Source organism: Cyanobium sp. ULC082, from assembly GCF_977927535.1.
This window is the reverse complement of the sequence record NZ_OZ376397.1, coordinates 789,981-816,256: the sequence shown is the minus strand read 5'-3', so window position 1 is coordinate 816,256 and position 26,276 is coordinate 789,981. Positions and strand designations below refer to the sequence as shown.

Annotated in this window: 21 protein-coding genes; 5 read left to right on the top strand and 16 right to left on the bottom strand. The window is 63.3% G+C overall.

The window, feature by feature from the left end:
- Positions 1-75: 75 nt before the first annotated feature.
- Together ACXMDY_RS04365 and ACXMDY_RS04360 are read right to left on the bottom strand one after the other, a co-directional pair.
- Positions 76-678 (bottom strand): MarC family protein, encoded by a 603-nt coding sequence (locus ACXMDY_RS04365; RefSeq protein WP_457767403.1) that lies wholly within the window; start codon positions 676-678, stop codon positions 76-78.
- 61 nt (positions 679-739) lie between these two features.
- Positions 740-1,009 carry a high light inducible protein gene (locus ACXMDY_RS04360; RefSeq protein WP_259731464.1) on the bottom strand — a complete coding sequence of 90 codons (270 nt, stop codon included), beginning with the start codon at positions 1,007-1,009 and terminating at the stop codon, positions 740-742.
- A gap of 538 nt (positions 1,010-1,547) precedes the next feature.
- On the opposite strand from ACXMDY_RS04360, the gene ACXMDY_RS04355 reads away from it, so the two are divergent.
- A complete protein-coding gene (locus ACXMDY_RS04355; protein ID WP_457767402.1) occupies positions 1,548-2,297 on the top strand; it encodes a lysophospholipid acyltransferase family protein in 750 nt (249 codons plus the stop codon).
- 16 nt (positions 2,298-2,313) lie between these two features.
- Positions 2,314-3,120 carry an alpha/beta fold hydrolase gene (locus ACXMDY_RS04350; protein ID WP_457767401.1) on the top strand — a complete coding sequence of 269 codons (807 nt, stop codon included), beginning with the start codon at positions 2,314-2,316 and terminating at the stop codon, positions 3,118-3,120.
- On the opposite strand, the gene ACXMDY_RS04345 is transcribed toward ACXMDY_RS04350, so the two are convergent.
- From ACXMDY_RS04345 to ACXMDY_RS04330, 4 genes are read right to left on the bottom strand one after another with little or no spacing between them, the layout of a single operon-like run.
- Positions 3,107-3,325, bottom strand: a complete 219-nt coding sequence (locus tag ACXMDY_RS04345; protein ID WP_259726532.1) for a hypothetical protein — start codon at positions 3,323-3,325, stop codon at positions 3,107-3,109. The two genes, ACXMDY_RS04350 and ACXMDY_RS04345, sit on opposite strands and share 14 nt — an antisense overlap.
- Positions 3,325-4,371 carry a type III polyketide synthase gene (locus tag ACXMDY_RS04340; RefSeq protein WP_259726533.1) on the bottom strand — a complete coding sequence of 349 codons (1,047 nt, stop codon included), beginning with the start codon at positions 4,369-4,371 and terminating at the stop codon, positions 3,325-3,327. Before ACXMDY_RS04340 ends, ACXMDY_RS04345 begins: the two co-directional genes overlap by 1 nt.
- A 6-nt stretch (positions 4,372-4,377) precedes the next feature.
- Entirely contained in the window at positions 4,378-5,571 is a 1,194-nt protein-coding gene (locus tag ACXMDY_RS04335) for an NAD(P)/FAD-dependent oxidoreductase (protein ID WP_259726534.1), read from the bottom strand.
- On the bottom strand, positions 5,555-6,352 hold the full coding sequence (locus tag ACXMDY_RS04330; RefSeq protein ID WP_457767400.1) for a methyltransferase domain-containing protein: 798 nt from the start codon (positions 6,350-6,352) through the stop codon (positions 5,555-5,557). The genes ACXMDY_RS04335 and ACXMDY_RS04330 overlap by 17 nt, the downstream gene beginning before the upstream one ends.
- Before the next feature lie 143 nt (positions 6,353-6,495).
- On the opposite strand from ACXMDY_RS04330, the gene ACXMDY_RS04325 reads away from it, so the two are divergent.
- Both ACXMDY_RS04325 and ACXMDY_RS04320 read left to right on the top strand, forming a co-directional pair.
- Positions 6,496-7,212 carry a GAF domain-containing protein gene (locus ACXMDY_RS04325; protein WP_457767399.1) on the top strand — a complete coding sequence of 239 codons (717 nt, stop codon included), beginning with the start codon at positions 6,496-6,498 and terminating at the stop codon, positions 7,210-7,212.
- 143 nt (positions 7,213-7,355) lie between these two features.
- Complete coding sequence (locus ACXMDY_RS04320) at positions 7,356-8,540, top strand: NAD(P)-binding protein (RefSeq protein WP_457767398.1); 1,185 nt, start codon at positions 7,356-7,358, stop codon at positions 8,538-8,540.
- Between the two features lie 199 nt (positions 8,541-8,739).
- Here the strand turns inward: ACXMDY_RS04320 and ACXMDY_RS04315 are convergent, their stop codons facing one another.
- From ACXMDY_RS04315 to ACXMDY_RS04305, 3 genes are read right to left on the bottom strand one after another with little or no spacing between them, the layout of a single operon-like run.
- Positions 8,740-8,943, bottom strand: a complete 204-nt coding sequence (locus ACXMDY_RS04315; protein WP_259726541.1) for a Fic family protein — start codon at positions 8,941-8,943, stop codon at positions 8,740-8,742.
- Positions 8,943-9,131, bottom strand: a complete 189-nt coding sequence (locus tag ACXMDY_RS04310; RefSeq protein WP_259726538.1) for a hypothetical protein — start codon at positions 9,129-9,131, stop codon at positions 8,943-8,945. The genes ACXMDY_RS04315 and ACXMDY_RS04310 overlap by 1 nt, the downstream gene beginning before the upstream one ends.
- A complete protein-coding gene (locus ACXMDY_RS04305) occupies positions 9,131-9,325 on the bottom strand; it encodes a DNA-binding protein (RefSeq protein ID WP_259726539.1) in 195 nt (64 codons plus the stop codon). The genes ACXMDY_RS04310 and ACXMDY_RS04305 overlap by 1 nt, the downstream gene beginning before the upstream one ends.
- Before the next feature lie 498 nt (positions 9,326-9,823).
- Between ACXMDY_RS04305 and ACXMDY_RS04300 the strand changes: the two genes are divergently transcribed.
- Positions 9,824-10,375 carry a zincin-like metallopeptidase domain-containing protein gene (locus ACXMDY_RS04300; RefSeq protein WP_457767397.1) on the top strand — a complete coding sequence of 184 codons (552 nt, stop codon included), beginning with the start codon at positions 9,824-9,826 and terminating at the stop codon, positions 10,373-10,375.
- A 142-nt stretch (positions 10,376-10,517) separates the two neighbouring features.
- Here the strand turns inward: ACXMDY_RS04300 and brxL are convergent, their stop codons facing one another.
- From brxL to brxC, 7 genes are all read right to left on the bottom strand, one after another.
- Positions 10,518-12,545, bottom strand: coding sequence for a protease Lon-related BREX system protein BrxL (gene brxL / locus ACXMDY_RS04295; protein WP_457767396.1), 2,028 nt, complete (start codon positions 12,543-12,545; stop codon positions 10,518-10,520).
- Positions 12,542-12,877, bottom strand: a complete 336-nt coding sequence (locus ACXMDY_RS04290; protein WP_457767395.1) for a helix-turn-helix transcriptional regulator — start codon at positions 12,875-12,877, stop codon at positions 12,542-12,544. Before ACXMDY_RS04290 ends, brxL begins: the two co-directional genes overlap by 4 nt.
- Positions 12,870-13,205, bottom strand: coding sequence for a type II toxin-antitoxin system RelE/ParE family toxin (locus ACXMDY_RS04285; protein ID WP_457767394.1), 336 nt, complete (start codon positions 13,203-13,205; stop codon positions 12,870-12,872). Before ACXMDY_RS04285 ends, ACXMDY_RS04290 begins: the two co-directional genes overlap by 8 nt.
- A 35-nt stretch (positions 13,206-13,240) precedes the next feature.
- Positions 13,241-15,886 (bottom strand): PglZ domain-containing protein, encoded by a 2,646-nt coding sequence (locus tag ACXMDY_RS04280; RefSeq protein ID WP_457767393.1) that lies wholly within the window; start codon positions 15,884-15,886, stop codon positions 13,241-13,243.
- 72 nt (positions 15,887-15,958) lie between these two features.
- Complete coding sequence (locus ACXMDY_RS04275; RefSeq protein WP_457767392.1) at positions 15,959-17,356, bottom strand: ImmA/IrrE family metallo-endopeptidase; 1,398 nt, start codon at positions 17,354-17,356, stop codon at positions 15,959-15,961.
- Between the two features lie 636 nt (positions 17,357-17,992).
- Positions 17,993-22,723 carry an Eco57I restriction-modification methylase domain-containing protein gene (locus ACXMDY_RS04270; protein ID WP_457767391.1) on the bottom strand — a complete coding sequence of 1,577 codons (4,731 nt, stop codon included), beginning with the start codon at positions 22,721-22,723 and terminating at the stop codon, positions 17,993-17,995.
- Positions 22,724-22,737: 14 nt separating this feature from the next.
- On the bottom strand, positions 22,738-26,274 hold the full coding sequence (brxC, locus tag ACXMDY_RS04265; protein WP_457767390.1) for a BREX system P-loop protein BrxC: 3,537 nt from the start codon (positions 26,272-26,274) through the stop codon (positions 22,738-22,740).
- Between the last annotated feature and the right edge of the window lie 2 nt (positions 26,275-26,276).

Genomic DNA, 26,276 nt, shown 5'->3' with positions numbered 1-26,276 from the left:
TCAGCCAAGGCTGACAGCTCTGCAGGCGAGCTGCGTGGCGATCGGGTCGATCTGATCCGCCGGAAGCGTTCCTGATCAGGCCGCACCGGCGAGCACCGGGAAGCAGCCCTTCAGGCCCACCACCAGCATCTGCACGCCGATGGCGCTGAGCAGCAGACCCATCAAGCGACTGATCACCTTTTCCTGCAGTTCCCCCAGGGCCCGGCGCAGGGGCATCGAAACCCGCAGGAGGGCGTAGATCGCCAACGCCAGCAGGCCGATCACGCCGCTGAGGGCCAGGCGTCCCTGCCAGGAGGCGGGAGAGTCCGCCACCACCAGGGAGATGGCCCCCGGCCCGGCCAGCAGCGGCAAGCCGATCGGCACCACGCCAAGGCTGCCTGCATCGGACTCGACATCGGGGTGGTTCACCTCCATTCCCTCGATCAGCCGCAGGCCGATCGGCAGCAGGATCAGGCCGCCAGCGACGCGGAAGGCATCGAGGGTGATGCCGAACAGATCGAGCAGGGCCTGACCCCACCAGCAGGCAGCCAGCAGGGTGAACAGAAAGGTGAGCACCGCCAGGCGGCTGATCTGCCGGAGCCGGCCGGCATCACCGCCGGCCGCCCGGGCCACCACCGGCAGAACGCCGATCGGCGAACTGATCGCCAGCAGACCGACGGCGGTGTTGATCAGGGACATGGAACAGGGAGCCAACCGGCCGAAGGGTGCAGGTCCCGCCTGGCGGGAGGGCGGATCCGGATCAGCCGATTCCCAGAATGCCTCGGGTGAAGGCCTCGCCACCCCGGGCGGATTCGGTGATCAGCAGGGCCATGAATCCGAGCATGGCCAGGCGGCCATTGAGCTTCTCGGCACGCTCGTGGAAGCCCCAGCCGCGATCAGCACTCACCACTTCCATGCGAGGTTCCGTTGCGAAGGCATTGAGGCGACCCCCTTCCTCGGTTGTGACGGAGGCGCCACGGATCGAGGCGCGATCAACCGCACTGGGGGTCTTGGAGGTGTCCGGTTCCATGGCGGTTTGATACGAGTCAAAATAACTTTAGCAGCAAGAACTGGATGGAAATTAACGTTAACCAGTCGTTGCAAATCAGCTGGAATGATTGCTTCCCTGGTTGCCACAGTCAGAAGCAGGTGAGAGCCCACCAGCAACCATCCACCGGGCAGCCCAGCGCTGCTGTTGTTGTGCTGTGTTCGCAGGCCGGCCAGCGGCAACGGGGCGGCCTTCAGCCAGCAGGCCCAAGGAACTCCTGGCTGGAACGTTCGGAGATCACCCCCTGAGATCCTGCCACGCAGCCAATGCCCACGCATTAGCATTTTGTGAAGTGGTTGGGCATAGTGACAATGATTCATCATCCATGCTCACCCCAGCCTGGAGGTATCGCGGTAACGGGCAGATCCACCCGATCGTGATCCGGCAGATTGATCGGCCAAGGAAGATCCACTTTGACTGACTGGATTGATCATTCATGGCGCAGGCGGCTTTCGATACCATTGAGCATGATCACGAACTCTGATCACCGCGTCACGCTTCAACATCTCAGCTTGTGCCGGTGACCTTCAACCACAATCCATCAGAACAGATCCTGGATGCTCCCTTGCGGCTGTCCCGTCGCTTGCTTGGGGCCGTCGGCACGAAGTTTTCCCTTGAGCATGCCGAGCGAATCCCAGCCGATCAGAGGATCCTGGTTGTCAGCAACCACCGCAGTGTGCTGGATGCTCCCTTGTTGATGGCAGCCATGAATCGCTCGGTGCGATTCGCCTGCCATTACTACATGAGTCGTGTTCCGGTGATGCGGGATGTGGTGTCGGCGATGGGTGCCTTTCCGCTCGACGCCCCTCGCCAGCGACAGAAGCATTTTTTCGAGAATTCAATCAGCTTCCTGCAGGCACGGCAGCTGGTCGGCGTGTTTCCGGAGGGGGCGCAGCCGATGGTGCAGGTTAAGCCGGCCAATCAACTCAGCCCCTTCCATCGAGGTTTTGCCCACCTGGCCCTGCGTGCACCCGTTTCTGACTTATCGATTCTGCCGGTTGCCATCCTGTCAACGGAAGAAAATCAACATCAGCTGGCCCCGCTCAAACTGTTTCGTCTGTTTGATCCTTCCGAGCCACTGTTCAATTGCGGGGGTTGGCATTCAGCCATTGTCTATCGCCGCGTCCACCTTTTCTTTGGCCATCCGATCCGAATTGATGATGATTTAAGGCAACAGTATCGCGGCCGCAGCGGCAGCAGGCTGGCCAGGGAGATCAGCCAATCCTGCTGGGATCAGATTGCCGGAATGCTGCGCCATGGCTGCACCTAACTCCTCCCTGCCTCCGATGCCAGTCAACACCAGGCCGCTGAAGCTATTGGCTTCCAACTCCAGCAGACCAAACCAGCCATTGTTTGTCTTTCTGCCAGGAATGGATGGCACAGGCGAGTTGCTGGCACCCCAGCTCGGCGGATTGAGGGCCAGTTTCGATATTCGTTGCCTGTCGATTCCCACCGACGACCTGACCGGCTGGGATGGATTGGTGGAACAGATCGCCACACTGATCCGCAAGGAGCAGCACCGTTCGCCTTCGCGTCCGATCGTGCTCTGTGGTGAATCGTTTGGTGGCTGTCTGGCCCTGAAACTGGCTGTTCGCCATCCGCCTCTGTTCGATCGTCTGATCCTGGTGAACCCGGCCTCTGCGGCCAGCCGCCAACCCTGGCTTGGTTGGGGAGCTTCGCTGACGCAGCGCTTACCCGATCCGCTCTACCGCCTGTCCACCTTTGGACTGCTGCCGCTGCTGATCGCGTCCCACCGTGTTCCGGTTCTGAGCCAGCAGGCTCTGCTGGCCGCCATGCAATCGGTGAGTCCACCGAGTGCTGCCTGGAGATTGTCACTGCTCAGCCAGTTCGAGATCAATCAATCGGCACTGGCGCGGATTGAGAAACCTGTTCTCGTTCTGGCATCAGGGGCAGATCGGCTGCTCCCTTCAGTGGCAGAGGCGAAACGGCTGGATCGGTATCTGCCCCAGTCCCAGACCGTGTTCCTGCCGGAAAGTGGTCACGCCTGCCTGCTGGAGCAGGAGATCAGCTTGAGCAGCATCCTTCAATCCACCAACTTCTGCGCTGACAGGAGCGAACTCATGGTGGCTTAGTCCGCTGATTGATGCTCCAGTCGAAGGGAAGAAAGACCAGCCGCAGCTCAGTCTCACAACCACTGGCTCCTTTCAGATCAAGCAGAATGTACGCAGCGTTCGAGGGTGAAGCCGCCAGAAAGTCGGCTTCGGAAACAGGCCGCACCTTGCCTGGATTGTTCACGAAGCTACGCAGCAGGCCATCCCAGGTGGTGAGATCCACCATCAGTTCGCTTCCTCCCTCACCAGCAAGGCCGCTTCCACCGTGAGCCCCGGGCCGAAGCCCAGGGCCAGGCACGGGCCCCGGCCGGCCGTGCTGTGCAACCGATCCAGGATGAACAGAATCGTTGCCGACGACATGTTGCCGAACTGGCGCAAGACCGCGGTGGAGAGAGCGATCTGAGCCGGTTGCAAGCCGGTGCTCTCCAGCACCGCCGCCAGGATGCGGGGCCCACCGGGATGGACGGCCCAGGTTTCCACCTCCGGCAGGGTCAGGCCCTGGCCTGCCAGCCAGGGCTCCAGCCAGGGGCAGAGCTGAGCGGAGATGCGCGTGGGGACCTGGGCTGAGAGCACCATCGAGAAGCCATGGTCCTCGATGATCCAGGCCATCAGGTCTTCGGTGCCGGGCAGCACTGTGGAAGCCGAGGCGATCAGCTGCCACCCCTTGCCCCGGCTGGACCCCGCAGCCACCACAGCACCCGCACCGTCGGCGAACAGGGCATTGGCCACGATGTGGTCGGGGTTCCAGCCCTCCTGCAGGTGCAGGCTGCACAGCTCCACTGCACAGAGCAGGACGCAGGCGCTTGGGTCGGCCTCCACGAAGGCCCGTGCCACCCGCAGGCCGTTGAGTGCCCCGTGGCAGCCCATGAAGCCCACGTGGGTGCGGGCCACATCGGCGGGCAAGGGCAGACCGGCGATCAGGGCCAGATCGAAGCCAGGGGCGCCGAAACCCGTGCACGACACGGTGATCAGATGGGTGATTGCGCCCGCCTCGAGGCCGGCATCGGCCAGGGCCAGGCGGGAAGCGCGCAGGGCGAGATCCAGCGCCGCCGGCTGATAGCGCCGCATCCGCTCGGCCGTGGAGGGGTTGGTGGAAGCAGCGAGGGGAAGGCAGTGGCGGTGCGTCACCCCGGAGCGCTGGTAGATCCGCTGCAGCAGGCGCTGCTGGCGGGGGCTGGCGCCCCCCAGCTGCGGTGCCAGAGCCAGGGCTTCTGCCTGGCTGAGGCAGCGCTCCGGCACCGCGGTGCCGAAACCAAGCAGGGACAGGGGCATGGTCGATCAGTCCGTCGAGCAGGGCAGGGCGGGCCGTTGCAGAAACTCAATCATGGAGCTGGTGATCAAGGGCGCGTGCGCTGCCAGCCGGTGCAGTCCCCAGCTGATCCCGGGGTGGCGCAACACCAGTGCCAGAGCGCGGCAGAACCCCTGCCGCCGCCTCACCCAGCGCTGGTGGCGGCGCCGCCACTCCATTTCGATTGCACCATCCCAGCGCTCCAGGCCGCGCAGCACCAGGGGCAGGGCAGCCAGAGAGGAGCTCAGAGCCCAGCCCATGCCTTCGCCGGTGAAGGGCTCCACGTAGCCGGCGGCATCGCCCAGCAGCAGCCGGCGGTGGCCAGCCAGTGGGCGTGTGCGGCGGCTCAGTGCCGCGGTGAGCTGCCAGGACGCCGCTTCCAGGCCTGGCAGAGAAGCGAGGAGTGGCGCGAAGCCCGCTTCCGCCAGGATCTTGCGGCAGGCAGCTGCCGCACCGCCGCTGGAGCGCAGCAAGGCCCGATCGAAAGCACAGGCCAGATTGATCTCCCCGTCTTCCACCCGCACCAGACCGACATACCCTCCCCGGCCCACAGCCATCTGCAGAACCCCGGGCAGGAGCCCGGCAGCGTCCCCAGGCAACACACAACCGGCCCCCACCCGGCTGTGGGGTTCGATGCTGGTGCTGATTTCCGGCTCGCTCTCCAAGCAGCGGTGGCTGAGGCCGGCCTCGATTAGCACCACGCTGGCGGTCACACGCAGCTGGTCGGTGCCTGTTTGCAGCACCACCTCCCGGTCCGGGTCCGCACCTGTGGCGGCAGCGCCCAGGACAGCCCGGGTGCCCGTCAGCACCTCGGCGCCTGCGGCAACAGCCGCTTCCAGCAGCGCCTGATCGAGGCGGGCCCGGGAGAGGACCAGGCCAGCCTCCATAGCGATCGGGCTCACCAGGCCAGCCACCCCGAGCTGCAGCACCCGCAGGGCAAGGCCACCCTGCTGTGCCACCAGCTCCGCGAGCCCGGCGGCCTCAAGGGCTGCCAGGGCCTGGGGGCTGAGGCAGGCCCCGCAGACTTTCCAGCGGGGGAAGCGGCGCTGCTCCACCAGCAGCACCCGCACTCCGCGCCTGGCGAGGCCATGGGCCGCCAGGGCGCCGGCCGGTCCAGCCCCAACTACCACCACATCCCAGCAGGGCGCGATCTGCAACGGCAGCGGATCAGGCGCCGGGGGCATCGCGGCTCCAGGAGAGCAGGAAGCGCTCGGGCCAGAAGCGGGTGATCTGCGCCCCCACCAGGCCGGCGGTGGCGGCCAGCTGGGCCACTTCATCGAGCTGAAAGGCGCCCGCCACCGAGAGCGGACCATCGGTGTGCACAATCGGGGAGCGGCTCAGCAAGCGGGTGCCGATCCAGGTGAGCGCCAGATCCAGGTGGCTGCGGATCAGGTCATGCACCAACAGCTGATCGAGGGTGGCGGCTGCCATGGAGCGCAGCAGGGCTTCGGCGTCGGGCTCCCTGAGGTGATGCAGAAACAGCGATGTGGTGATCAGGTGATAGCCGCCGGGGAGGGGGGCGCCGATCGCATCGGCCTGGAAGTGATGGACCTCCAGCCCCTCTGCCCGGGCCGCTGCACCGGCAAGGGCGACGGCTTCAGCGCTGATGTCGCAGCCATGCACCTCCAGATCGATCCCCTCCCGCCGGGCCAGGCGGCTGATGGCCCGCACCGTGTCGCCCCCACCGCAGGCCACATCCAGGAGGCGCAGGCGCCGCTGTGGTGCCTGGCGGGCGAGGCGACGGATGGCGGGGAAGACGCAGGCGGCACTGCGGGTGAACGCATTGATGCGGGCCAGACCCTGCAGGGCCGCCTGATGGGCCCGGGGATCAAGGCCGGGCTGATCCATCAGCTCAGGCCTCAGCTGCCGCTGGCCCAGCTGACTCCACAACTGGGGCAACGGCACCGCCAGGGCGGCCTGGAGATCAGAGGGGGTCGGCTGCAGTTGTCTCCCCTGTGGGTCCACCGTGGGTGCAGGTGGCCCTGAATCCTAGGAACGCTGCCGCTGCGGCCACGGCAGGGGTGTGGAATCGTGAAGCCGCTCCTGCGCCGTGGAAGTGAGGCCCACAATGAAACCGAGGGGCGTCACGATCCTTTGGTTTCAGGCCCATGAAGGCAGCACTGAGCGAGCGAGAAGACGAGCGGCTGGAAGCCCTGCGGGAGTACCACATCCTCGACACACCTCCCGAGCAGGCCTTCGATGATCTGACGGCCCTGGCGGCCTATGTCTGTGATGTGCCCATCGCCCTGGTGAGCCTGGTTGACACCGACCGGCAGTGGTTCAAAGCGAAGCTCGGCATCGAGGCCCTGGAAACCAGCCGGGACATCTCCTTCTGCGCCCACGCCATCCTCGAAGAGGAGATCCTGGTGGTCCAGGACACCCACCTCGATGCGCGCTTCGTCGCCAATCCGCTGGTGACCTCGGAGCCCAACATCCGCTTCTATACGGGCGTTCCGCTGCTGTCACCGGAAGCCCTGCCGCTGGGCACCCTCTGCGTGATCGACCATGAGCCGAGGGAGCTCAATGCCGCCCAGTTGCTGGCCCTGGAAGGGCTCGCCCGCCAGGTTGTGACCCAGCTGGAGCTGAGGCGGGTGTCCGCCCGGCTGGCTGTGGCCCTGGAGACGATCAACCTGATCGAAGGGCTGATCCCGATCTGTTCCTATTGCAAAGCGATCCGCAACGACGCCGGCTACTGGTCGAGCGTGGAAGCCTTCATCCAGCAGCACGCCGATGTGGCCTTCACCCATGGGGTGTGCGAGGCCTGCATCGAAAAGCACTTCCCCGAGGTGGCCGAGGTGTTCCGCCAGCAGGACGCCAACTCCTGATCGCCAGCCTGGAGCGTTGACCGGCCCCAGCCCGGAGGCTCTGTGATCCCCGCCCGTCTGGCATCCAGCAGGAGGGAGCGGGCGGGTGAGCTGCAGCGGCAGACTGTGCTGGCGAACTGCGATGGGCTCCCGGCCCGGTGGAGTTGAAGCCAGGGCCCCCGCTCGATCCCGCTGCCCCCTCCCTGGCGGTGATCGGTGCCGGGGTTGCCGGTTGTGCGCTGACGGCCAGGCTGCGATGGCTGGGCTGGCGGGGTCCGATCAGCCTCTGGGAATCGGGCCGGGGAGCGGGGGGCCGTGCCAGCACCCGCCGCTCCCGCCACGACCCCCTGCTGCGGCTCGATCACGGTGCGCCGCTGCTCTCGATCGACCGCAGCCCCCCACCAGCCCTGCTGGCTCCCTTGCTGGCGGGGGGCTGGCTCGAGCCCTGGTCGGGTGAACTGGCCCAGCTGGATCGGGAGGGCCGCTTGATCGCCGGTGCCACCGATCCGCTCACCCGGGGTGCTCTCTATCGAGGCAAGGGCGGCATGGATCAGCTCTGCCGGGGGCTGCTGGAGCTCGGCGGCGCTGAGATCGAGCTGAACGTGAACAGCCTGGTGCGCCATCTGGCCCGCACCACCCACGGCGGCTGGGAGCTGCAGGATCAGCGGCAGCAGCGGCTGGGTGGCGCCGACTGGCTGGTACTGAGCGGCACCCTGCTGGTGCACCCCCGCTGCCAGGCGCTGCTTGGCTGGTCCGAACCCCCGCTGCAGGCGCTGCTTAGCAGCCTGACGGATCCCCAGCTGGAGAGGGCCGCAGCGGCCATCGCGGCGGTCGGTGCCAGTCCGCGTCACGCCCTGCTGTTGCTGATCCCGTCTGCAGCGGCTGAGCAGTGGCGGCTGCTTCCCTTTCGGCTGCTCAGCTTCGAGGAGGCTGCCCAGAAGCGCTGGGGGCTATCGCGTGTCTTGATTCAACCCCTGGCTGATGGGCGTTGCGCCGTGGTGGCGCACTCCACAGCTGAACTGGCCCCGCTGCCTGGGCTGATCCCAGCTGCCGAAGGGCAACAGGCGCTGATCGAAAAGCTCAGATCAGCCCTTGCGGCAGTGCTGAAGCCCTGGATCACCATTCTCGACCTGGAGAGTGCCGAGCCCCAACTGATGCGCTGGGGGGCGGCTTTCCCTGAAGGACCCGGCCTGGCCAGCGATCTGATGCTCTGCCCACAGAGCAGGGTGGGCTTCTGTGGTGATTTCTGCAGCGGTGCCGGTTTTGCGCGTATTGAGGGTGCCCTGCGCAGCGGCGAGCTGCTGGCTGAACAGTTGCTGGCGGCCCTGCGGCCGGGGGCGCCAGCTTGATCAGCGCCAGCTCGCGGAAGGTGCTGGTTCAGATCGCCCGGGTCCATGCCAAGCAGCCCTGAACCGGTGGCTGGAGCGGCGGTGATCTGCTCAGGATCTCTTGAGCGCTGGACGAACGGGGCGGTGCACCCCATAGCCACGGCACAGGCACGGATTCAGCCTGGGTCCTCGAAGCAAGCAAGCCGAACGATCGCTCTGCTTACAGGGGGTTGAGGGATCGTTGGTTGGCCATCACCCAGCGGGTGAAGGTTTCACGATTCAGTTGACTACTGGCGATGGCCAGCACAACCGCCTCGGCAGCATCCACGCTGGCGGAAAGCTCAAAGCCATTGAGCACCAAGGTGGTCTCCATGGCGGCATGGCCGACGCGCTTGTTCCCGTCCACGAAGGGGTGGTTCTGGATCAGCGAAAAGCCCAGAGCTGCTGCTTCGCGATCAACCCTGGGTAGAGATCAACACCGGCAAGGCGTTGGCGAGGCTGGGCCAGAGAGGCCTCCAGCAAGCCCAGATCGCGTAGGCCGGTCATGCCACCACTCTGGTGAATCAGGCGACGGTGCAGTTCCAGCACCTCTGCCAAGTGCAGCCAACGCATCAAGCCAGGCGTTGATAGAGCACCTGGTTCTTCTCAAGAACCCGTTGCGCGGCAGCATCGAAATCGGCGGACTGATGAGCCAGCAGATCCCGTACGGCTGCAGCGGCCAACTCCGCCTCTGGTACCTGGAGCCGTGCGGCAGCCTCGCTGAGCGCCTGGGCTTGGTGGTCGCTGAGTTCGATCGCGATCGCCATGGAAGCTTCCACTCGCTTTCCAACGATGGCACCTTCCTCGGCTGATGGTGCCCCGTGAACGACCAGAAGGGCCATTGGGGACTGACTCCCCTGGGGATGGGTCGCGCGGGCTTCCTCATGGTCGCCCCACGGGCAAGGGCTGACGCAAGCGGCTCGGCGACAGGCGCCGTCGCCGCCCTTGCCTGCGCGGGGCACCACTCGGGCGTCCCGCGCTCTGCCATTCATGGCCGCGTCCAAGTCCCGCTCCCGCAAAAGCATCGCTGGCCCCACGGCTGAGGAAAAGATCGTTGCCTCCTTGATCGAGCTGCTGGAGGCCGGATCAGCGCCCTGGCGGCGGCCCTGCCGTTCTGGTGCGGTTTTGCCGAGGCCAAGAAGCTCGGGATCTTCCCCAAGAAGGGCAGCAAGGCGGTTCACATCCTGCGGCCCCAGCTGGACAGCCGTGAGGAGGCAAGCGTTGGCGGTGAAGTCAGCCTGCGCAGCTGGCCCAGCGACCGGCCGGTGGCGGTGTTCAATGCCGCCGATCTTGAGGGCCAGGCGCTCTCCGGGCTGATCGAGGCACGCAAGGCAGCGGAAGGCGTGGAGCCCAAGCCGGAGCCCGAGCGGCTGGAGACCGCAGAAGCCGTGCTGGGTGGCTGGCCGGTGCCGGTGAGCTTTGGGGGCGATCGCGCCTGCTACTTGCCGGCGATCGATCGGAGTCAGCTGCCTGATCGCACCAGCTTCCACTCGTCAGCGGCGTTCTGCGCCACCTGGGCCCATGAAGCCGTCCACTCCAACGGCCATGAATCGCGGCTGAAGCGGGATCTCGGCGGTGCCTTCGGGAATGCGCACTATTCCCGTGAGGAGCTGGGGGCGGTGCTGCTGGGTGATCGGCTCGAGATCGGCAGCGAGATCGAGAGCCATGCCACCTATCTCGGCCACTGGATCGAGCTGCTCAAGGAATCGCCCAAGGTGCTGATTCAGGTGCTCAGCGAGGCGCGGCAGGCGGCGGAGTTGATCTGTCCAGAGGCGCCTGAACGGCTAGAGCCCCAGGGCGAGTCGTCAGCAACATGAAGGCTGCAGAATTGCGCCAAACCAGCTAGTCGCCGCTGGAGCTGATCACGGCTATGACGGCACTTGCCGGATCAGAGCGGCGCGGCGTTCGAAAGGAAGGAGGATATCCTTCAACCAGGAGTATCCATAGTGGCTTGCTGGCTCAATTCATGTCCAGCGCTTTAAATGTCGCTGTCTTGACATCGTTGTAAAAAATGGGATCGATTTTATCGATTACATCCATGTTGACCTCAAGGAAGCTCCGCTTGTTCTCAGCGGGGATTAGGGCGCAGCGGGCTCCATTATCCATCGCCACCTGAAGGGGTTCCACCAGAGATCGGGCAGCCTTGATGTTGCCCTGGATGCTCATATCACCAATAATGAGCATTCCCGCCCGTGCTGGTGCCCGGCGGATGGCTGAGAAGGCCGCCACGAAGAAGGCGACGCCCACCTCAGCGCCCACCTTGTTGCCCAGCAGGTCGATGGCCTCCACGTTGAAGTCATAGCTGTCGGCCTCATGGCTGATCGAGAAGGCGCCCTTGTTGGCTTGCAGGTAGGCGAAGGCCCTCTGGATCGATTCCTTCATAGGCCCGCTGATGCCACCGGCTGGCTTGAGCTTGCCGTTGCCGGCGGCAATGGAGACCTCAAGCCGGTAGAGACCAACGGTGCCATCACCGGTGACGGAGCTGGCATAGACCGAGCCAGGCGCCATCGGTTCGGCGGCGATCAGATCCTGGCCGCCCTGCTCAGGCACCCCAACGAAGTGCTCTTGGCCGCTGTCGTTGTCCGAGTAGCTGAAGGAGGTTTGGCTGTATTCGAAGGAGCCCATCTTCTTGAGCTGCTCCTTCACACGCCTGCGGCATTCGATGGCGAGCTTAAGGATTTCCTCCAGGTCTTCCTTGGAGGGTGCCCCGTGGGGATGGATGATCTTGACCAGGCCGGAGACCGTGCGGCGCACGGCCTTGCGGTCGCGGGTATTGAGGTGGCTACCCAGGCCGAAGTGGCTGTCGCAGAGCTCGGTGTAGTTGAGCTTGCGCAGATCACGCAGGGCTTCTGCGAGGTAGTCGATCACGAATCCGTAGTGGTCCGTGAAGAACTCATTACGCATGTTCGGGATCTCCCATCCCGGCAGGTAGCAGTGCAGCCGGTCGATGAAGGCCCGGTCATCGCGGATGACATCAGGCATCGGCGCAAACAGATGGCCCGTCTGCACCATCACGTCGATCGGCTGCTGGGTGTTGCCGAACATGGCGATGCTGGCATCACCGGCAAAGCTCTCGGCACCACGCTGGAACTGCCCCGACTCGCAGTAGGTCTTCATGGTGGTGATGACCTCCTTGGGCATCTTCTGGAGGTCGGCCACCTCGTCGAAGCCGACCACATCCCAGATCGCCACCATGCCCTTGACCTTGCCGCTCATGTGGCCAAACAGGTTGGCCACGGTGGTGGGCCCTGTGAGCAAGGCAGCGTAGGGAGAGAGCTCCTGCACGGCAAAGCTCTTGCCGGTGCCGCGGGGGCCAAGCTCCACGAGGTTGTAGTTGCGCTCGCAGAGGGGGATCAGCCGCAGCAGGAACAGCAGCTTGAGCCGTTGGCTGAACTGAGAGGGCTCGTACCCCATCGAGCGGATCAGCAGATCAATCCATTCCTCGGTTGTGAACTGGGTGCGCAGCTGGCGGTACTCCTCCAGGTTGAAGCTGGCCAGCTGGATGGGCGTGAGCTGGCTGATCGAGAAGGGGGCCTTGCCATCGCTCTCGTCCCACTCCACCTCCACCTGAGCCCACACCCCACCGGTTAGCAGGCGCTCGTAGGCATGCACATCGGCATCGGCGATGCGCAGGGTGTTGCTGCCGAAGTTGACGCACTCGGCTACGTAGGTGGAGCCGAGAAGACGCACCTTCACCTTGTCGATGAAGGTGTAGCGGCCCTTCTGCTTGACCTTGCTCTGGGCCTTGGTGGCCTCGTCGGGGCGGATGTAGTTGTTGGCCAGGGTGTCGCGCACCACGGCCAGCCCCAGCTCAATGGCGGTCGAATCAGTGGAGGCGCAGTACTTGCCGAGCAGATACTCGAGCACGAACACCGGCACGTTGGCGCCGACCTTCACGGCCCGCACCAAGTCCTTGCGGACGCACTTACCCGCGAAAACCTGATTGACCTTGTCGTCGAGGGCGTCGCGAAGCGTTGTTGCTGTCATCGGGCCGCGGGGGTTTGCTCGCCACGGCGAGGAACAAGGTTGATCTCCACATCACAGCCGAGTACCTCGGCATAACGACGCAGGGTGGTCAGAGCAGGTAGATGTTTGCGTGCCCCCTCCAGGCGACTGATGGCACTACGGGTCGTGCCCATGCGCAGGGCAACCTCTTCTTGGGTCAGCCCTGCCTGTTTGCGGGCATCGAGGAGTTGGCGCAGGAGGCGAAATTCAGCAGCTGCCTCCTGCCTGGCCGCCGCATAACCGGGGAGCTGGGCTGCGCGGGCGCGTTCGGCCTGGCGATCGCGAGCAACGGGTTGGTAGGGGAGGTCAGCCATGGCGTTTCACTTCTTTGAGGCGTTGGCGGGCTTTCGCCAGCTCTTGTTTGGGGGTCTTCTGGGTCTTCTTGACGAAGGCGTGGAGGATGGTGATGACCTGGCCGCTGCAGTAGCAGTAGAAGGCCCGTCCAATGCCAGAGCGGCTTTTGGGCCTGAGCTCAAACAGGCCGTCACCCATGGCTTCTGAATGGGGTGCCCTGAGTTGGGGCCCGTGGTCTTCCAGGAGGTCCAGCAGCTCATCGCAGCGGGCCAGCAGGTCGACGGGCCAGGTCTCGATCTCCCCGCGCACCCGAGGGTTGTAGTAGACGATCTGGAATGACGGTTTCATGTTAGCGCGCGCGCTACGTACCTCCTAGGTTTCCATCAGCCGATCAAGTCCACCGGCAGATCGGAACTGCGATGCAGCACCAGATCGGTGGCCGCATCGCGGAGCTCCAGGTAGAGCTTCTTGCCGCTCCAATCACCCGGAATGAGCAGGCCGATGGTGGCGGCCTGGCCGGCGGTGAGAGTGAGGCGGTTGGTATCGCGATCCAGCTCGGCGCCGATCGCCTGGATGGGGGTGGCTACCAGGTCTTCCGTCTTGCAGTCGTAGGCGGCGAGGATGGTTTGACGGGCCTGGCCCTGGTTGAGCAGGTCGCTGGGTAGCTCGATCGGCACCATCAGGATCCGGTTGGTGACCTTCTCCACCAGCACTCCAGGCCAGGGCTTCTGTTTTTTGGGCTTGCCTTTACCGCCTGCAGCTGAGCCAGCTGCGGCCGCGTCGGCCTTGGCAGCCGGGGGGCAGCGGAAGCTGAGCAGGGGGATGAGCAGCTCCTGGATGCTGCCGCCGCCGTGGTGATAGCAGAGGCTGCCACCTGCTTTGAGCACACCAGAGGAGCGGGGCACCACCACCGTGAGCCCGTCCTGGCCGTAGCCGAGGGCCGCTGGTGGAATCTCAACGCAGGGTCGCGTCACTGCAGAGGGATGGCCCAACCAGCAGCGCCGCTCCAGCTTGAAGGTGTTGCCGGCGGGGGGATCGATGCGCATCGACGGTTCCCGGCCCAGGGGCAGATGCAGGAAGCCGTGATCGGCCGTGATCACGAAGCGCTCCAGCGGATGCTCCAGCGGTAACTCGGCCAGCACACGCACCGCCTTCTCGATCGTGTCGAGCTCGCGCTGCATGTCGGTGCGCACGTTGGCGAGGTTGTCGTCGGTGTCGCGCTCACCGGCGTTGTCAATGCCGATGCTGGTGATCACCACCGGGCCGCTGCCGGCCAGCCTCTCCAGCAAGGCGGCTTCCTTGCTGCGGATGAGATCCACCAGCGAGAGCACCACCGCCGTGGACACCCGCTGCTGCAGATGGGCGAGCCGCTTGGGCTTGCCCTCGCTCCAGCCCACGGGCACCCCATCCACCACTGAGCAGGGGGCACCAGCGATATCAGCCACCGCGAAGCTTCGTTCGGCACCGGGCAGCAGCGCCGCCATGCCAACTGGCGTGATCGACGGCAGGGCCGCCTGGGCGATCTCGAGTTTGAGGTCGGTGAGCTGCTCGCGGCTCCAGCCGCTGAAGCGCTCCTGCAGGCCGGCGCCCATCTCGTAGCGCAGGGCATCCACCCAGAACACCACTGGCCGGCCCGCACCTGGCTGCACCCGATCGGCCCAGGTGCGCGTTTGCGGGAAGGCTCCGGGAAGCAACCAGCCGGCCTGCTGCAGGGCATCGGTGAAGCGCTGGGTTTGCTGCTCCAGCAGGGCCTGATAGCGGCTCCGTAGCTGCTCCAGCCCGGCAGCGATCTCCACCTCGGAGGCCGAGAGCTCAGCCACCTGCTGCTCGAGGCGCCGCTGCAGGCCATCGGCGTGGTGGGCGAACGACTCCTGGTAGGGCAGCCAGGCTTCTGCGGGGGCTGCCGCTTTGGGGAGCTGGGCCTGGGCCTGATCGAGAGCCAGGCCGAGGGAGGCGGCGGTGCCAGTCAGATCCCACTGCTGCCTGCGGCGGGACTGCTGGGCATCGGTGGGCTGGCCTACCAGCCAGAAGCTGTTCTGACGGGCGGCCACCAGCTCCTGCGCTTTGGCGTACTCGCCCTGGGCGAGGAAGGCATCGACGCTGCGCAGCAGGAACTGCTCTTCGCAGGGGAAGGTGTCGATCGAGCCGAGCACGCCGGGCCGCTCATTGCTGATCAGCTCAGGCAGCTGGACTTCGGCCTCGATGCGGGAGGCGATGGCGATGTAGGCCTCGGCGTGGTTGCGGCGCAGCCCCTGCACATCGGCAAGGGCGTTTTCCTCGGCGGCCTTGCCCACCGGCAGGGCCAGCTTTGAGAAGGCGGTGAGTTCATCGCCGTGCCAGTCGCGCAGGAACTCGTGCAGCAGCAGGGCTCGCTGGGCCCGTTGGCGCCAGTCGGCCAGGGATGCCTCTGCTGGAAAGCCGAGACCCCAGCGGCTGTGGAGCAGATCCTGCAGCTCGTTCTGTAGGCCCTTGGCCGTGATGGCGGCATCGAGGGCAGCGGAGGCCAGCCAGAAGCGGGCCAGTTCGGCGTTTTCAGGTGAGCTGTTGCGACCAAGCTGCTGCAGAAACAGCCCCTTGAGCTGGCTGAAACCACCATCGCCCGAATGCTCAAGGGCCAAGGCAATGTCGCGATAGGTGAGGTCGGGCCGCTGGAGCAGCTGCTGCACCTTTTCGGGCTCCAGCACCTCACGCAGAAAGTTGCGGGCCCGATTAACCAGCTGGATATCAAAGCTGGCGCCGCCGCGGAGCAGCTCCAGCAGCACGGCGCGGCCTTCTGTCTCCTGGTGATCGGGCAAATAGACGAGCAAAGTAGCGGGCTGAGCCTGAGATACGTGGGGTTCGAGCTGGCTGCGCAGCTGGTAGAGGCTGGCGCCAGCCACCAGCCAGCCCGCCTGTTGCTCGCCAAGGTTCAGAACGCCCAGCTCGCTGCCAGTTGGCTGGCTTGTGGCCACCTCATCGAGAAAGGACCGCAGCTGCTGGCCCGGGTCAAAAACCAAGAGCACCCGATGCTCGCTGAGCTGCCGGGTCAACTCCTGGCAAAGCCGGCGGTGGAGCTTGTTAGGGGACAAGCACTCCCTTGGCACTTTTAACATTGCATAAGGCTAGGTTAAAGATGTGGCAGGGTATTCGGAAAGACTGGAATATGTTTGGCGCCACATTAACTTTGGCAGCTCCGATGAGGCTTGTGAGTTCTGGATATGATTCATGACAACCATCTCGCTCACCTCGTATTCAGATGCAACATCTTCGATTACTTCGTCGGCTAGGGGTGCAGCAAGAGATCTGCATTTCTCAAGAATCATATCGGGTGGGCAGAGAAGCTCGGCCGCAAACGCCCTCTGGAAAGCCTGTCGCCAGGTGCGAGATTCTGTACATGTGAGCCAGCCTTGGTTAGTACTTTCTCTAATAAGCTCATCCCCAACAAGGCGCGCCAACTGAAACCGAATACTCTTTTGCATGACTGATTTGTCTGAACGCTTGAGCGACCTCAGGAAGTATCTGATGTTTCCATCAGCATGACGGATCCCAAGGCTCACGGGCAGATCCCCGAAAGGGCTTTCATCAACATCAAGAGTTAAAGGATTCAGACCTAAAAGATCGCACAATGTATTTGTTGACAGCTTTTCAAGGCCGATTGAAAGCTTCTGCCTAAGCTCTGACGCGGCTCTACTTGCTTGCTTCCAAGGAGCCATCAAAGCAGCAAGATTAGGTTTCTCGGTTAGTTGTGGAATGCTTGGTTTTCCGAAAAAGCCGGATGAGTCAAAAGCCGAGGATGCAAGAACCTGGAGATCTATGGATGACTGGCTCTGACTTCCGTAAAGAGATGGTGCGAACTCAAGGATCGTATCAAGTCCTGCAAGCTCTGTAAGCTCCAGTAGCTTTTCAACCAAGCCATGAGGGGCCTCATCGGGATCGTAACCGAGGCATGCTTCGAGTATTCGGTAGGCGGAGTCATCCGGACTGCGACATTCATCTTGAACCTCATCCCAAAGCTTCGCAAGCTCAGTATCTATTACATTTATAGCCTCCAATCGGGAAACTGTTTCATCGATAAACTCTCGAAGTGACGTCTCAAGGCCGTTGCGCCACACGTAGACAGGATGTACCTGCGTATTAAGATATCTCAAAGAGTCGTCTTTTGATCCTGCCCTTTTGGGCACTGTCATCGCAATGGATGGCCCTTCACTTTCAAACACAAGGACTGGCCATAGATAGCCTTCATTTGCGGATGGCATTTCATGCGAGATGCGCCATTCGGTGTTGGCTGGTCCATTGGATGGCCGCGGTTCATAAAGGATGCGCCACCAATTTGTTGCGAACCATATCGCCAGTGGATAAGCTGACAAGAGGACATCTTCACGCACAGTATGAGAGAAGTTGTCTTCGTGTTCTGTTATGCAGGTCCCTTTCAGGCTGATCTGCATGCGCGCGCAGGTCACTGCCTGCTCAATAGGTAGGGAGTCAATACTTTCCCACTTGCCGATCTGAAAAAGATTCATCGTAATGGCCTCGCTTCCCACCTGGAAAGTATGAAGTCCTGAAAGTGATCGTCCGATTGCAAAGGGTATCCGTGATAGCTGCCAGGAGGACTCTTGTCAAGCTGCGCCTCAAGAACTATTCCTTCATGCACTGACCAAATTCGCTTTGGCCAGCCGTCCTCAAAGTTGGAATCAATGAGCCCCTTTTTGCATCCATCCCTCAGTAGGATTAGGGCTTCTCTTCTAGTAAAGATCTTGGCTATGTCACATAGAGTTTTGCCGGGGCGGCCGCCAGCGCATGGTGGGGTCAAATTGTAGTCTCCAGGATTGCGCTTGTGAAGTGGATTCCCGCTGTAGCTCAGTTGGTCTGCAAGTGATTTGAGCTTGTCTTCAGGCCATTGACTGATATCGACCAACTTCTTCTTAGCTCCATGGTTCTGTCGTGGTCTCATGTTCCTCCCTCGACTAGCTTGATTATCGCTCGCCAACCACGGGTTGGTTGGTGGCTACCCGCACGGGAAGGCCTCGTAGACGTGAGGGTTCGGCCATCGAACTCAGCTCGCACCGTCACGGCATGTGACCCAGGATGAGCTTCTTGTGATTGGACACGATCCTGCTTGACGCATCTTTGCATTTTTTGTGGGCCTTCCGCTGCCATTAGTCGACCTCCCCTGCCTGGCACGCAACCGCAGCCCGCCCCTGCTCCGTGAGCCGGTATTTGGCACCACGGGCGGCACCAAGCTGCTCGATCTGACCTTCCTCCTTGAGCTGTTTGATCACTGCCGTAAGGGATGCGGCCTCTACAGCGAGCAGATCGGCGATGGCGTTCCTGCCGAGGCCTTCGGCTGGGGCGGCGGTGAGCACAAGCAGGGTCTGGCGGGAGGCTTCCGCATCCACCACGGTGGCGGTGCCGCGTGGCCGCCGCGTGGTGCCAGTGGAGGACGAGCGTGCAGCCTTTGGTGAACGAGTGCGAGCAGCAGCCACCGGCGGTGGCGCCGCCAGGAATCGTTCAAGGGCGTTCTGCACTGCGGGCTTTGTGTGCTCGGTGATTAGGGCCCGAAGCTCAGCTTTTGACACCTGACGCGGCACCCAGTTGCCGTTTTTGGTTTCCTGCCAGAGGCGCTCTTCTAGGCCATGGGCAATCGCCAGACTGCGATCAGTGGCGCACTTGGGGATTACCCGATCAGGCCAGAGATGGAAGGCGAGATGGGCCCAGTCGTAATCGCCAGCAACAAGCTTGTCCCAACACTCCTTGCACTTCTTCTGCCAGGGGGTGTAGGGCGTGATGCGCCAGAGGATGGCGTGGTTGATGACCACACCATCGTTGAGGTTGGGATTCCATAGAGGCGAAACAAGATCTAGTTCTGCTTTGAGCAACTTGAGCTCGGGCAGCAGGGCTTGGGTGGTTTGGAGTCGTTCGGCAGCAGCACCGTAGAGTACCCCCTGGGTTTCGAGATCGAAGAGTTCCCGTTCGGCCTCCTGAAGTCGCGGCTCCACGAAGTCGCGGAGAACCCTATAGAGCATGTCTGGCGTGAAGCGGTGGTAATAGATCCACACGGAATAACTGCAGCTTCCAAGAGAAAGCTGCCAGTAGATCGGGGCCTGGCGGCGACTTTTGGAGTAGCGACTTAGGTGATCGGCGAAGAAGTTGGCGGGCCGGCGAAACCAGTCGCGCAGTTTGGAAACGCCGAGCAGCTCGCAAGCTTCGTGCTGGATCGCTTCGGAACGATCGGCCCAGAGCACGGCGAGGGCGGCGTGGACGCGGTGTTCGAGGTCGAGCGGGTGCTCCGTGTCGTCCACGAGGATGCCGTCCCAAGCCACGTCGAGCGGGTAATCGCCCGCGGCCCGAAGCCGGCGGCCTGCTTCGGGCGAAAGCGGCAGGCCGTCGTCGCCTCGAAGCATCCCGGGCGGGCAGACCGGCAGCGGCGCAAACGGGTCTGGTAACTCCGGCGCCGCCCGCTCGCCCGTGGCATACCGGATGTCCCAGCGGCCGAAGGCGGTGCCGAGTGTGTAGGCAAGTAGGTCAGCAACGAGCGAGGGGGTGTCGGCAGTATCTGTTTCCTCAGCGTCGTCCTCGCCAGCTTCAGCTTCCGAGGTTCCTGTCGCTTCGATGGCAAGGGTGAAGGTTAAAGCAGCGCGGTCCGTGGCATCGAGGCCGTAGAGGCGGAAGGCGAGATCGTCGATTTCGGATTGGATGGCGGCGACAGTGTCCTGGCTAATGCGCACACGTGCGGCCCAGCCTGCGGCACGTTTGGAGAGAGTAACCCCCGTTAGTTGGAACGTTCCAGCCGCAAGAAAATACTGGGAAACCTCTGAAGCAATATGTCGGGTACGTTTGTGACGCCACGCGTCCGCCGCGAGAGCTGCTAATCGAGCCTTTTCCGGCGCTCCGACTTCTGGAAATGGAAGCTGCTGAAGGACACCGACAACAAACTCCGGGAATCCAAATCGCCCGAGCATTGTCTTATAGATGGCGTCAAAAGCAGCTGACGCCATTAAGCTGAGCATCCACGGTAATTCTTCTTCCGAAGCGAAAGCCACTTGGCCACGAATACTAAAAATGCAACCTAACGGCATGGCCTGAGGAGAAAAGCGCGACGCCCGCAGTGGCCATGTGATTCCCGGCCTAAAATAGAAGTCAGGACTCCGTATACTTCTCGACCAGTGAGTTGAGCCAGGAAGGGTCTCTGTCCACGCCTTTAGCTCTGCGCCATTGTCCTGCCAGTTAACTGCCGAAACAACGTCAGCAAAGAAGTTTTGCGTTGAGCCGCCTTTTGCGAACGGCACCCAGGCTTGACGTGCGTCTGTCGGTGGTCCCTCCCACCATGACCGTAGGAACCGGCAGTTGTCCGAAGTCTGCAATCCAACCCGAACGCTTCGCTCGTCCGACTCAAATTGAGGAAATTTATTGAAAAGTCCGCGAACAGTTGGGCTAGCCCAATACGCGAAGGGAGCGCCCGGAATTTCTCGAAACGAGCCGGGGTCACAAATTGTCAGTTTGCCAGCGTGTGGCTGAGAAATTGCATCCAGTATCGCTGCACCTTTGTCGGTGTCACCGAGCGCGCGAACGCACATTAGCGGCGGATAGAGAGGCTTTGCAGGAGCGGTGGCTTTCTTAGCGACCTGCCAGAGCGGCGAGTAACGGACAATGTCACCGGGGCTGCGCTGGATGAAACCATTTGCTTCCAGATGCTCAAGTTCAGCGACGGCTTGATGGCGCTTTAGCCCGCCGCGGGCGGACTGCCACTTAGGGAGGCTGAAGCGGTCTTGGCGGTCTCGCTCCACTTGCTCCAGCACGGGCACGAGCGAAAGCGTCAGGTCGCGGGTTTCCTCGTCGGAAAGGTTTCGGAGGACGTAGGCGGCGACTTCCACCATGGCATCGAGCACACCCATTCCTAGGTCGGCGAGCGCGAGCGGCCGGAAGAGGCGGAGGACGACCCGCGTGCGCCAGTCTTCGCTTTGCCTAAGGAAGAAGCCGGTGCGGGAACTAATGATGCCGAGATAGCCAGCGGGAACGAGCCGGTCGTTGAAGCATTCAACGAATGCCTTGTAAACGTCGCCCTTGGTGTCGCCGTAGGTTTCGTCGATGTAGCTTTTTGACGGTAGGCTAGCGTCGCCGAACGGCGGATTCATCACCGCCACGTCGTAGCGTTTGCGGCAGAGGTCGATGAAGGCGAAGCCCTGCGCGGTGTCGTCGGCGAATAGGCGGCGCTGGAATCCGCCGCCGCTCTCGGCCTGCTCGGCGTAGGCTTCGAGCGCGTCGTATATCCGCTGCTCGGCCCTTTGCCAGAACTGCTCGTCGTTCAGCCCGTTCAGGTCGAACTCGGTTCGCTCGAGTATTTCGTCGCCGGGGAAGAGCCGAGTCTGCCGGGGGGCGGACTGGCTCTTAGCAAGGGCGCGCGCCTCGCCGATGCCGGAGCGGATTTCCTCTTCAATGCGTAGGAGTGAGCCAGCCTCACCGGCGAGGGTCATGCGGTCGAAGATCTTTTCCAGCAGGAAGGCAAAGGCGGGCCGCTCGCAGGCTGGGAACTGCTGCTCGACGAATTCACGGAGCAGCTCCTTTTCCCCCGGCATGGGCTCTGCGCAGACGAGGTTCGAGCGGATGATGTGGGGCCGATCGGAGGGCTTCACACCGGCCTGGTGCCAGGCGCGCTGGGCGCGCAGCCAGAGCGAGAGCCCGGCGATTTGCGCGGCACGCGGGTCGATGTCGATGCCGTGGATGTTGCGCTCGACGATGAGGCGCGGCACTTCGCGGAGGAATGCGACTTTGTCGGCGAAGGTGGCGGCGAAAGTCACGAAGGGCGCGAAGGTCTCGGCGGACTTCGCCGCTTCGTCGGGGCCGTGGGCGATTTCCCATGCTTCGTCGTAGATGACGCTGAAGAGGTCGAAGGCGTAGAGGCCGAAGTGCATGGAGCCGCACGCCGGGTCGAGCAGCCGGATTTCGCGCGGGTCTTTGAGCGGACGATGCGGGATGTAGACGGGCTGCCGGAGCAGTTCTTCCTGCGAGGGATTTCCCCCGGTCTGCGCCTCACTGCCGGCGGCATTCTCAGGCGCGGACTCGCCCGGTTTCAAAAAAATCTCCGTGGGCCGGCGTACGAGGTAGCGGCAGTGATCGCGCAGGGCTGTCTCGCCGCACGTCATCTCATACCAGAGGCGGCAGAGGGTGTTGTCGGTGAGGAATTCGACGACGTAGCGCGGGGTGAAGAATTGGTTGCGGACTGCCAGCTCGCGGCTATTGCGCGGCGCGGAAGATTCCTCACGCATCGCTTTGCGCTCGGCATCACCGTTGAAGTACTGGTAAACCCAGCCGATCGTTTCGTCTTCTGCCCAAAGCTCAGCTAGCTCCGGGCGGTTGAGAATCGCCAGCAACTCCAGTAGGGCCGTTCGCCGAGGCCAGAGCGCACTGGCGGGATCACGCGGATCGAACAGCACCCGTACTTCTTGGCCCACGTCCTCAAAGATCGTCTCCAGATACAGCCGGTAGGCAGCTTCCTGATCCGCCAGCAGCCCCTGGGCCACAGCTGTGAACTCCTGAAACCCCTCGCTCTCCAGCCCACCGCTCACGCAGGGCCGTACCAGCTCGCGGGCCTCCATCAGCTTGAGCGCCACAAAGCGGTTCAGCGCCGTAAAGGCCATCTCCCGCTGCGCCAGCAGCAACGCTTCCTTGCGGTCACTGATCTGGGCTTCCTTGTGCTCGATCCAGGCCACGAGCTTCTCGCGGATCAGCCGCTGCTCGCCCTGCAGGTGAGCTCCGGACTCCTCATTCCAGCGGCCTGCAGCCACGTTGATGTCGTAGGTCTCCAGCAGCTGGCTGCGGAACTCTTCTTCCAGCAGACGGCGGGCGTCTTGCGTGGCCTTCTGTAGGCGGCTGCGTTGTTCTTTTTCCATGCTTCAGGGCCTCCTCACTGCAGCAGCACCTTTCGGTCGTTGCCCAGCTCTTCTTCGCAGCGCTGGCGGATGCGGCTGAGCACGTCGTCGAGTCCTGCGGCATCGAAGGGCTCGCGGCAGAGGTCGCGCACGTTCACGGTGCTCACCTCCTGCTCGGGGAAGGCCCACTTCTGGGCGATCTGCTCCTGCTGGCGCAGCAAGCCTTCGAGCATGGCGGGCTGATCGCGTAGGCGCACCAGATCAAGGCCTTCGCCGTCGCTGGTTTTTTGCTCCAGGGGGGCTCGCAGCTGCTGCTGTTTTTCGGGCTCCAATGCTGAAAAGCCGGGGCTCTGCTCCAGCTCGGCAATCCGCTGCTCCACCTGGGAGGACAACTCCTCAAGGGCTTCGCAGCGGCGCTGGGCGTAGGCGACCTCAAGCTTGCTGGTGAGCTGATCGATCTCCGCCAGCTTCTCGTAGAAGCTGGGTGCCTGCAGTCGATCCGCCAGGGTGGCCTGAACCTTCTGCAGATCGTCCGATAGGTCGGTCTCCTCCTGCAGCTGACCCCAGATCTGCGGGCTCAGGGCTGAGCGGGCGCGACGCAGGTCTTCGCTGCGGGCCTCGAGCACCTCCTTGATTCCCTTGGCCCGCTGCCATGCCTCCTTCACCGCTTCGGCGCTGCTCCTGAACGCCTTCACCACCTCCTCGTCGTTGTTGTCCTGCCAGGTGGACACCTGCTCACTCGCCTGCTCCAGCGCGTCGATCCCCGGCAGCTGCAGCGGCGCCATTCCCCGGCTGACACTGTTGAGCTCAGCATTCACGGCCACCGCTGTGGCACGGATCTCACGGGCCAGTGGCCCTGGCTGCACGCCGGGCACGGTTTTTCCGGCGATCTTCTGGAACAGTTGGCTGGCCTCGAGGACCTCCTCAGGCGTGACGCCCGACTTGTACGCAGCGAAAAGCGTGGCCCGGAAGGTGCTGTTGTTGGTGAACAGAGGCCGCACCTGGGGGTTGGCGCTGCCCACAAAGCTCTGCGCGTTGTGGGTGGCCTTGAGCTTGCCAGCCACCTGCAGCGCTCCCACCAGGAACTTCACCGCATCCAGCGTCCAGCCATAGGGAGCGTCGCCAAAGTGGTCTGCCAGTTCCTTGCCGCTCAGGCCGGCCGTCTTGAGCTGGATGCGGCTCAGCACTGCCTGCAACGCTGGCCGGTTGGTGTCGATCACCCACTGGCCGCCCTCCTCCTTGCAGAGCCGCAGCTTCTCGATCGAACCGGTGAGGCCCTTGAGGTTGTCGGCGCTGAGCAGCTTGGTGAGCTCATCGCCGCTGGGGCTCACCTCTGCATCTGAGAAGCGCTCGTAGATCTTGCCCAGGCCCTCCTTGAGCGCCTCGCGCATCGCATCCACTGCGCTGGCGGGGTTCGCCGTCAGCTCGCAGGGGCCGCCATTGAGCAGGATCTTTCCATGGATAAGGGACTGCTCCAGCAGTCGGCAGGCCTCCTTGCGAAAGCCATCCAGCTTGCGGCGCTCCTCACTCACCAGCTGCACCTGGCCCTTATCGCTGGCATCGCGGCCCTTGAGGTCGATCACCTTCTGGGAGCGGAACCACTCGCCCAGGGTCCGGTCGAGCTCCGGGCTGGCGCGCATGGCCCAGAAGAAGGTGTTCGTCTCCTTCTGGCTCAGCTGGCGCAGCTGCTCCACCCGGTCTTCAAGAAGTTCGCTTCCATCCACCTGCTCAACCTTTACGGGCACATCGCCTTTGAGCACCTCGCTGCCGCGGAAGTTCAGCGCAGCCTTGAAGGTTTTCACGCCAGCGCCCAGGGCAGCGCTGGGCACCGGCTCCCAGGTCAGCTTCAGGGCATCGGCCAGCAGCGCACTGCGCTCGGGCACCGAGGGTGCCTGCTGGTTGCGGGTCTGCTCCCAGTCTTCTTCCTGGGGCGTGGGGATTTTGTAAGTGCCATCAGCGGCCTTGCGGATCAGGTTGCGCTCGGCCAGGTGCCGGCAGGCCTCCTGCACCTCTGATTCGAGCGAATCGGCATCCACCCGCGGATGCAGCACCACGGCCACATTGCGCTCGGTGGCCGGCACCTGATCCACAAACTGCAGCAGGCAGATCGCCTTGGCCACCGGCACCGCCAGCGGATGGCTGGCCTTGGTGGAGATGTCGCTGATCTTGCTGCGGTACTGCGAATCGATGTTGTTGCTCTGCAGGTCGTAGACCCGATCCAGCGTCACCAGGGCGCCGACTGGCTGATCAGCCAGGCCGCTCTGGGGGTTGGTGAGCAACTCCTGCGCCAGCTTGATGATCGCCCGGTTGGCACCGCCAAACTGCTTGCTGGCGCCACCGGATAGCCGCAGGCCGGACACCACCTGAATGATTAGCTCGATCTGATATGGCAGCAGGGGGTAGAGATCGGCGAAGCCCTTGCTGCCCAGCTCCGGCAGCCGAATCTTGGTGTCGAGCTTGGTGTGGGTGGCCAAGCGCCCCTGATGCTGCTGGAACAGCTCCTGCAGGGTCACCTCTCCTTTGGCGCTCTTGCCCAGCACCCGCCGACTGGTGACCTCGGCAATGTCGGAGGGCTCCAGCACCGGCTTGTAGGGGAAGCGGTCCTGTAGGCGGGCCAGCTCGGTGCGGTTGTCATCGAGGTAGCCCACCACATCGGAGAGCTTCTCCTGGGAGGTGACCATCACCCACACCTTGCCGCGGCCCTTGATGCCGAGCTGCTGCACGATCGCCTGCAGATCGAGCATCTTCTGAATGTCGCGGGCCACGTACTGGCCCACCTCATCCACCACAAACATCAGCTGCTTGCCGGGGTGTCGGCGCCCCATCAACGCGATCGTGCGCTCAGCAAGGCTCGCGGGGCTGATCGGCACGGCGGTGCTGCGGGCGTAGTCGATCCAGCTCTTCTCATTGGCATAGGTCTGGGGCTCCAGCCTGTGCATCACCGCACTGGTTCTGCCTACCGCCTGCATCAGGCGTGTTTTGACAATGCTCCACTCCTCGCCGGGATAGAGCTCGGCGAAGGCAGCCAGGAAGTCTTGTATCCGGCCCTGCTCCTCCAGCTCGATCTCCAGTTCGGCTACCTCCAGGCTGCTGGAGTAGCCAAGGTGATCGAGCAGCTTGCGATATAAGATCTTGGTGAGCGCTTCGCTGGCGTTGACGTTGCGATCCGCTGAGACATCGAAGATGATGGATTCGGTGGGGATCTGTTCCTTGATCGCCCCCAACAGGGCCTTGATCTGCAGATTGTTGGCCCTTTGCGCAAGCAGATCCCCGGCACTTTCGCCGCCAAGATCGCGGTTGCTGATCGCCAGCCCCACGTACTTGGCGAAGCTCGACTTACCGGCGCCAAAGAAGCCCGCCACCCAGATCGCAATCGCCTCGCTGGGTTGATTCACCGACTGGCGGTATCCCTCCAGCACCCGCAGCATGTTGCGCTCGATCGACTCGGTGAGGATGTACTCGTCGATCTCCTGGCGCACGATCGCCACATCGTCCTGATCGACCTTGATCACCTCTTCGATCTTGCGGTCGATCCGACCGGAGAAGAGCTCGCGGATGGCTTGGGTGGTCATGG

What these genes read in the sequence shown, in the direction of transcription:
- ACXMDY_RS04285 (WP_457767394.1), bottom strand. Translation starts at nt 13,205, where the DNA reads ATGAAACCGTCATTCCAGATCGTCTACTACAACCCTCGGGTGCGCGGG.
- ACXMDY_RS04270 (WP_457767391.1), bottom strand. Translation starts at nt 22,723, where the DNA reads ATGGAAAAAGAACAACGCAGCCGCCTACAGAAGGCCACGCAAGACGCC.
- ACXMDY_RS04365 (WP_457767403.1), bottom strand. Translation starts at nt 678, where the DNA reads ATGTCCCTGATCAACACCGCCGTCGGTCTGCTGGCGATCAGTTCGCCG.
- ACXMDY_RS04290 (WP_457767395.1), bottom strand. Translation starts at nt 12,877, where the DNA reads ATGGCTGACCTCCCCTACCAACCCGTTGCTCGCGATCGCCAGGCCGAA.
- brxL (WP_457767396.1), bottom strand. Translation starts at nt 12,545, where the DNA reads ATGACAGCAACAACGCTTCGCGACGCCCTCGACGACAAGGTCAATCAG.
- ACXMDY_RS04305 (WP_259726539.1), bottom strand. Translation starts at nt 9,325, where the DNA reads ATGGCGATCGCGATCGAACTCAGCGACCACCAAGCCCAGGCGCTCAGC.
- brxC (WP_457767390.1), bottom strand. Translation starts at nt 26,274, where the DNA reads ATGACCACCCAAGCCATCCGCGAGCTCTTCTCCGGTCGGATCGACCGC.
- ACXMDY_RS04275 (WP_457767392.1), bottom strand. Translation starts at nt 17,356, where the DNA reads ATGAATCTTTTTCAGATCGGCAAGTGGGAAAGTATTGACTCCCTACCT.
- ACXMDY_RS04360 (WP_259731464.1), bottom strand. Translation starts at nt 1,009, where the DNA reads ATGGAACCGGACACCTCCAAGACCCCCAGTGCGGTTGATCGCGCCTCG.
- ACXMDY_RS04345 (WP_259726532.1), bottom strand. Translation starts at nt 3,325, where the DNA reads ATGGTGGATCTCACCACCTGGGATGGCCTGCTGCGTAGCTTCGTGAAC.
- ACXMDY_RS04350 (WP_457767401.1), top strand. Translation starts at nt 2,314, where the DNA reads ATGCCAGTCAACACCAGGCCGCTGAAGCTATTGGCTTCCAACTCCAGC.
- ACXMDY_RS04310 (WP_259726538.1), bottom strand. Translation starts at nt 9,131, where the DNA reads ATGCGTTGGCTGCACTTGGCAGAGGTGCTGGAACTGCACCGTCGCCTG.
- ACXMDY_RS04335 (WP_259726534.1), bottom strand. Translation starts at nt 5,571, where the DNA reads ATGCCCCCGGCGCCTGATCCGCTGCCGTTGCAGATCGCGCCCTGCTGG.
- ACXMDY_RS04325 (WP_457767399.1), top strand. Translation starts at nt 6,496, where the DNA reads ATGAAGGCAGCACTGAGCGAGCGAGAAGACGAGCGGCTGGAAGCCCTG.
- ACXMDY_RS04340 (WP_259726533.1), bottom strand. Translation starts at nt 4,371, where the DNA reads ATGCCCCTGTCCCTGCTTGGTTTCGGCACCGCGGTGCCGGAGCGCTGC.